The 6,687-nt window shown below is 63.3% G+C and carries 4 protein-coding genes and 1 pseudogene; 3 read left to right on the top strand and 2 right to left on the bottom strand.

What is annotated here, in order from left to right:
• Together I0Q12_RS13910 and I0Q12_RS13905 are read right to left on the bottom strand one after the other, a co-directional pair.
• A pseudogene (locus I0Q12_RS13910) lies at positions 1-660 on the bottom strand (sigma-54-dependent Fis family transcriptional regulator); the annotation flags it as partial.
• A gap of 285 nt (positions 661-945) precedes the next feature.
• Positions 946-2,511: an AMP-binding protein gene (locus I0Q12_RS13905; protein WP_231610624.1), complete on the bottom strand. Its 1,566-nt coding sequence runs from the start codon at positions 2,509-2,511 to the stop codon at positions 946-948.
• Between the two features lie 252 nt (positions 2,512-2,763).
• On the opposite strand from I0Q12_RS13905, the gene I0Q12_RS13900 reads away from it, so the two are divergent.
• Genes I0Q12_RS13900 through I0Q12_RS13890 form a run of 3 tightly spaced genes read left to right on the top strand, consistent with a single transcriptional unit; the run spans position 2,764 to position 5,544 of the window.
• Entirely contained in the window at positions 2,764-3,663 is a 900-nt protein-coding gene (locus tag I0Q12_RS13900; RefSeq protein ID WP_197252482.1) for an SMP-30/gluconolactonase/LRE family protein, read from the top strand.
• Positions 3,660-4,640, top strand: a complete 981-nt coding sequence (locus tag I0Q12_RS13895) for a nitronate monooxygenase (protein WP_197252481.1) — start codon at positions 3,660-3,662, stop codon at positions 4,638-4,640. Before I0Q12_RS13900 ends, I0Q12_RS13895 begins: the two co-directional genes overlap by 4 nt.
• A gap of 19 nt (positions 4,641-4,659) precedes the next feature.
• On the top strand, positions 4,660-5,544 hold the full coding sequence (locus I0Q12_RS13890) for a crotonase/enoyl-CoA hydratase family protein (protein WP_197252480.1): 885 nt from the start codon (positions 4,660-4,662) through the stop codon (positions 5,542-5,544).
• The last annotated feature ends 1,143 nt before the right edge of the window (positions 5,545-6,687 follow it).

Below are 6,687 nucleotides of genomic sequence, written 5' to 3'. Positions count from 1 at the left end.
GAGCGGATCGGTGGACTCGCCGACCCGGCGGGCATGGACCCGCACGTCGATCCCCTCGGCGAAGCGCAGCGGTGCTTCCCATTCGTCCTTGGCGGCCAGGTGGGTGCTGATCCAGTCCCAGATCATCATCTGATCGGTCGAATCCATCAACCGCGACACCGTCGGGGTCGCGATCACCGTGTCCCGGCTCATCGCCACGACCGCCGCGTGGCCGCGGCGTTTGCTGCGCATGTATTCGCGCAGCAGGCTCTGCTCGCTTCTGGCGGACAACGCGAACAGTCGCTCTTCGATGTCGCGGACGGCCGACAGGACCAGCGGCGCCATCAGGTCGTTGACATCGTCGACTGCGCAGGTGATGTCGAGGATGCCGGTCACCGCACGCGAGACCGGGTCGACGATCGGTGAACCGACGCAGGCGAGCGGGTGCAGCGACTCGAGCAGGTGTTCTTCACCGCGGACCCGGAACGCTTTGCGTTCTTCGAGTGCGGTTCCGATCCCGTTGGTTCCTGCGCACTCCTCGGCGAAGATGAACCCCGGTGCGACCTGGGCACGGTCGAGACGACCGAGCAGGGACCGCTGCCCGGCGCGGCGGTCGACGATGGTGGCGTCCTGGGACGCGAGCAAGATCGTCACCGGTGCGTCGGCGAGTTGATCGGCCAATCGATCGAGGACCGGCTGGGCCGCACGGACAAGTTTCGAGTCGGTGGGCGTATCGATATAGCGCAGACGAGAACCGTCCGGGGCCGCCCCGATTGCGCGGCACCGGCGCCACGACTGTTCGATCTCCGGTCGCACTCTCGGCACAGCATCGTCGTACCTGTCGGAACTGCGATCGTCTACTTGCATGCGGAACCGCTCGGTCACGTCATCACCACCTCGAACACCTCACGGTCAGTACCAACATTATGTAAGCAAGATCACATGGATCATGAGTGTCCCAGAACGCTACACGAAGAACTTCTGGGCCCACATCCGGCGCATACGCACCTTGTCCAATTTGCCCACTGACGTCTTGGGGACCTCGTCCACCCGCACGAACGAGTCCGGGAGCCAGAACTTCGGCAAGGTCACCGCCAAGTGGGCCCGAAGCTGATCGTCGGAGACCTCCCCCGTCGTCCGAACCCACGCCACGGGGCGCTCCTGCCAGGTCTCGTGCGGTACCGCGATGACAGCGGCCTCCACCACCGCCGGATGCAGTAGCAGCTGGTTCTCGACCTCGACGGAAGAGATCCATTCTCCTCCGCTCTTGATGAGGTCTTTGACCCGGTCGCGGATCTCCAGCCGGCCGTCCGGATGAATCACCGCGACGTCGCCGCTGCGCAACCAACCGGTGTCGAACGCCTCGGCGGCGCGGTCGTCATCAAGGTACGTACCGGTTACCCACGGCGAACGAACTTCCAGCTCTCCGGTGGTGAACCCATTCCACGGCAGCCTCCGCCCCTCCTCGTCGACGACACGCACCTGGAACAACGGCAAGGGCCTGCCTTGGCATTCGGCAGAGTTGCTGAACGTGCCCATGGGGGAGGTTTCGGTCATCCCCCACCCGTTGACGGTCACCACACCCTGCTCCGCCCACCACTTCACCAGCCCCGACGGCAGTACCTGCCCGCCCAACCACATAGTCTGCAGACTCCCGAGATCGTAGCGGTCGGGATCGGCATCGAACTGTGCCCGCATGAGCGCTGCCACAGCCGGCGCTCCGACGAAGACATCGGGTGTCTGCCCTGTGGTGATGCGCAGCAATTCCGCCGGCGAGGGGTGCGGCCCGGGGAGAACGAGACGTGCACCCTGCAGCACCCCCGCGTACGGGACACCCCAACAGTGTACGTGGGACATCTGCGTGGCAAGTAAGTACGAGTGTCTACCGTCGATCGCGACGCCTCCGGAAGCACTGATCGCCATCGCGTGCAGCACTGTACTTCGATGGCTGTACACCACCCCCTTGGGCAGCCCGGTGGTGCCCGAGGTGAAGCAGATCGACGACGCGGTCGTCTCGTCGAACTCTGGGAATTCCTCGATCGGCACGGCATCGAGCAACAATCCGTCGAACGACCACCATGTCACCTCTGCAGGTACCGGATATTCGGCCCTCTCAAGATCACCGATGACCACCACATGCCTGATCCGCGGGAGACGCGGGAGAATCTCGAGGAGAACGGGCAACAGATCAGCGTCGATCAGAACCACCTCGTCCTCGGCTTTATCCATTGTGTAGGCAATGTGCTCGGGCGACATCCGATGGTTGACCGTGTGCAGTACTGCCCCGCACGCAGGAACTGCGTAGTAGGCGACGAGATGCTCGAAGGTGTTCCATGCCAACGTCGCGACCCTGGTGCCGAACCCGATACCCAGATTCCCGAAGGAACCAGCAAACCGGCGTGCGGTCGCGCCGAGATCGCGGTAGGTGAATTCTCGGTCTCCGTGGGTCGCGTCGCACGAGACTCCGACCCGGTCGGCAAAGACGTTCTCAGCACGCCACAGCAGCGAGCTGATCAGCAGTGGACGATCCATCATCGTGGTGAGCATGGTGCATTCCTCCGGATCCGGTGGGTGGGTGAGGGTACGACCAGCCTGCACATCAACCCTCACGCCGAACCGTCCGAATTCGCGACAACGCCCGATGAACGCCTACGCACTGTTGCGTTGTGGGACACCTCGACCGCCGTGAGGATCCCGAGACTGGAGCCACCTCACCCGCATGGGCAGCCCGGCCGAAACCGGCCGAGTGCAGCGGGCGACGAGCGCAGGAAGAGAGGTACACCTATGCCACATCGCCAAATGACAGAAGTTGCAACAGGATTCACATACACCGAGGGACCTCGGTGGCATGAGGGTCGACTGTGGTTCGTGGATTTCTACACCCACTCGGTCAATGTCGTGGACGCCGACGGATCCATCGGACAAGTCTGCATCGTGGAGCACCAGCCATCCGGCCTCGGATGGCTCCCGGACGGGCGCATGCTCGTTGTCTCGATGAAGGACCGCAAAGTCCTGCGCCTCGAACCCGACGGTTCGCTCGTCGAGCACGCCGACATTTCCGAACACTGCCACGGCCACGCCAACGACATGGTGGTCGCCACGAACGGGCAGGCATACGTCGGCGAGTTCGGGTTCGACCTCATGGGAGGAGCCGACCACGAGAACGGCGTCGTTGTTCTCGTCGACACCGACGGCACCTCCCGAGTGGCTGCCGAAGGATTGTCATTCCCGAACGGCATGTGCATCTCCCCGGACGGAAGAACGCTGTACGTCAACGAACTGTTCGGCAACCGCGTCTCCCGGTTCGATATCGAAACAGACGGCACACTCGGTCCCCGCCAGGACTTCGCCTCGTTCGGCGATCTCGGCGACGAACCGAGCGTGGAGAAGCGGCTTGCGGCGTGCACGATCGCGCCTGATGGTCAGGCCCTCGACGCCGAAGGTGCCATCTGGATCGCCGACTGCGTCAACCAACGTGCCGTCCGCCTGGCCGAAGGCGGAACCGTCCTGGACGAGGTGAGTACGGCTCCGCTGGGGGTGTTCGCAGTCGCCCTGGGCGGCGATGACGGCCGCACACTATTTCTTTCGGTCGCACCGGATTTCGACGAAACCAAGCGCAGCGCTGCACGTGAAGCCAAGGTTCTCTCGACGCGAGTCGACGTTCCGCACGCAGGGAGGCCGTGACAGTGCTGCGCACACGTTTCACTGAAACCTTCGGAATCGAGCACCCGGTGGTGTGCGGTGGCATGACCGGTGTAGGCACCGCGGAGCTGATCTCCGCGGTCGCCAACGCTGGGGGTTTGGGTTTCCTCACCGCACTGACCCAACCCACACCCGAAGCGCTCGCCACTGAGATCACCCGGTGCCGGGAGATGACCGACAAGCCGTTCGGTGTCAACCTCACCCTCCTGCCCACCGTCGCTCCCGTGCCGTACGACGAATACCGAGCCGCAATCATCGACAGCGGCATCACCATCGTGGAAACCGCCGGCAGCAGCCCTCGAGAACATGTTGCGGCGTTCAAGGCCGCCGGAATCAAGGTCATCCATAAAGCCGTAGCCGTCCGGCACGCGGTCAAAGCACAGTCCATGGGTGTCGACGCAGTCAGCATCGACGGGTTCGAGTGCGCCGGCCACCCCGGCAACGAGGACATCCCCGGCCTGATCCTCATCCCCGCCGCAGCGCGCGTACTCGACATCCCGATCATCGCCAGTGGCGGATTCGCCACCGGCGACGGACTGGCCGCAGCACTCGCCCTCGGCGCATGCGCAATCAACATGGGAACCCGATTCGTCGCCAGCGACGAAGCCCCCGTGCATCCGAACGTCAAGGCCCAGATCGTCGCCAACGACGAACGCCAGACCATCCTCGTGTTCCGCGAGTTCCGCAATACCGCACGTGTGGCCCGGAACTCCATCTCCGAGAAGATCGCAGCCCTCTCGGCCCACCCTGACGCCACATTCTCGGACGTCGCACACCTCGCCTCCGGGGTACGCGGTCGCACGGAAGTGCTGGAGAAAGGGAACATGGAAGGCGGCATGTGGTGGGCCGGCCAATCCCAAGGTCTCATCGACGCCGTTCTTCCCTGCAAGACGATCATCTCGGACATCGTGAGCGATGCCGAAGCCGCCATCCGCAGGATCGCCGCCGACCTCGCCTGATAGGCAAACGGGAGCAGTCATGGAATACACCACTCTTCGCCACGAAGTCGAGGACGGCATCCTCACCGTCGTCCTCAACCGTCCCGACCATCTCAACGCGTTCACCGTCGAGATGGCCGACGAACTCGAGCACATCTTCGTGTCGGTGAACAACGACGACGCGGTCCGGGCCGTGATCGTCACCGGAGCAGGGCGCGCTTTCTGCGCCGGCATGGACCTGTCGAGTGAGGGGAACGTGTTCGGACTCGACGAGTCGAAACGCCCCTCTCTTGCCGACATGAAGAATCTCGACGACCCCGAATTGCGCCGAATCCGCGACACAGGCGGTCGCGTCACCCTCGCGATCCATGCCTGCCGTAAACCGGTGATCGCCGCAATCAACGGCGCGGCCGTCGGAATCGGTGCAACCATGACGCTGGCGATGGACGCGCGCCTGATGTCGACTCGAGCGCGGTTCGGCCTGGTGTTCGGCAAGCTCGGAATCGTGCCCGAAGCGTGCTCGACATGGTTCCTTCCCCGGCTCGTCGGTATGCCTACTGCACTGGATCTGGTCTATAGGGCAGAGATCCTCGACGCCGAGGCCGCGTACATCGACGGGTTGGCGCAGGCGGTCCACGAGCCCGAGACGTTACTCAGCGAAGCGCGCGCATTGGCGAATGACTGGACCCGCGACCGCTCACCAGTCTCGGTGGCCCTGATGCGCCAGATGCTTCTACGGAACTCCGCCGCTGCCCATCCCGTAGACGCCCACCGCGTCGATTCCGTGGCCATGTTCTACACCAGCATCGGCGACGGCGCCGAGGGAGTGCGGGCCTTCCTCGACAAGCGCCCACCCAAGTTCCACGAAAAAGCCTCAGTCATGCCGCCGTTCTACAAAGAGTGGATCGAGGCAACGACACCGTGAACACCTACTGCAGCCCCGATCCAACCGACCGAACAAAGGAGGCCTCATGAAGTGCACTGTCCTTATGCATCAGATCCGCCAGGAAATCGGACTACCGTTCGGCGGCGACATCCCCGCTGGTTCGTCCGCATCTCTGATGGTCTCAGCGGATGCCCTGAGCGCGTGGGGCGCAGAGACTGAAGCGGCCGCCACACGAGAGTTGGCAACGATGCTCCATCATTGCCTCTGAATACCAAGCCTCCCATTTCAACACCTCGGTTCGTGGTGATCGACCCGTTTTGCATCGGCTGAAAGCCCTCGTGCTGCACTGGACCATTTGGCGCACATCGTCACGGCTGAGCCGTACCCGACGCTGCGGGTCCTTCCATGAGCTCTCGAGCCAAGACCCTTGCCGCCACCGTCAGCGGCCACGAGGGATTCCAACCGAAGTGACCGCCCACCGACGTCCCCACCGTGGCGACGAGTCTCTCCTTACGTCGGTTCCGCGCGGGCCGAACCATCACTCCCACCCACGGTCCGCGCGACCTGACCAGAACGGGCTCACGATGAATACCACATCCTTCCTATCCGCCGCCGACGAGATTCTGCACCGCGCGGTGACCGCAGACGCGCCAGTGCCCGGCGAATATGTTGCCTGCGTGGGGTTTCCACGTTGACGGGGTTCGGTTTGGCGGTGGAGATCGGTGATTGGAGGGTCCGTGCAGCAGGTCGAGGGCGGCGACCTGCTCGTAGTCGTACATCCCAGGACTCGTAATCGTACATCTCAGGAGCTGATCCCACCGATGCCATCTACACGTCCGACGCCGTCCCCGTCCCGGCATGTGCACTCAGCAGAGATCCTCGAGTTAGCTTCCCGATGGCTGCCGTACGGCGGGGCAGTGACGAGGACATTTTCATTCGTTTCGGTATCGGACCGAACGAATACTTCTCCCGTTTGATCAAGTCCGTCAAGGAAAAGCCATGTAGCGGAATCGATTTACAGAAACTCATTAAACTCGCTCGCAAGCGACTCCACTCACCGCCTGAACCAACCTCGATGTGAGAGGTGACGTTATCCGCGGAACTTATCGAATAGGGTGCGCTGCACAGCAGGAGGTCAAGTCCCGTGAGGTGGTGTACGACGTCGTCGCGTGATTCCTCGTG

The sequence above is a fragment of the Rhodococcus sp. CX genome (genome assembly GCF_015865005.1).
Taxonomy (GTDB): domain Bacteria; phylum Actinomycetota; class Actinomycetes; order Mycobacteriales; family Mycobacteriaceae; genus Rhodococcus.
The sequence above is the reverse complement of the archived record's forward strand: the minus strand, read 5'-3'. Positions and strand labels throughout refer to the sequence as shown.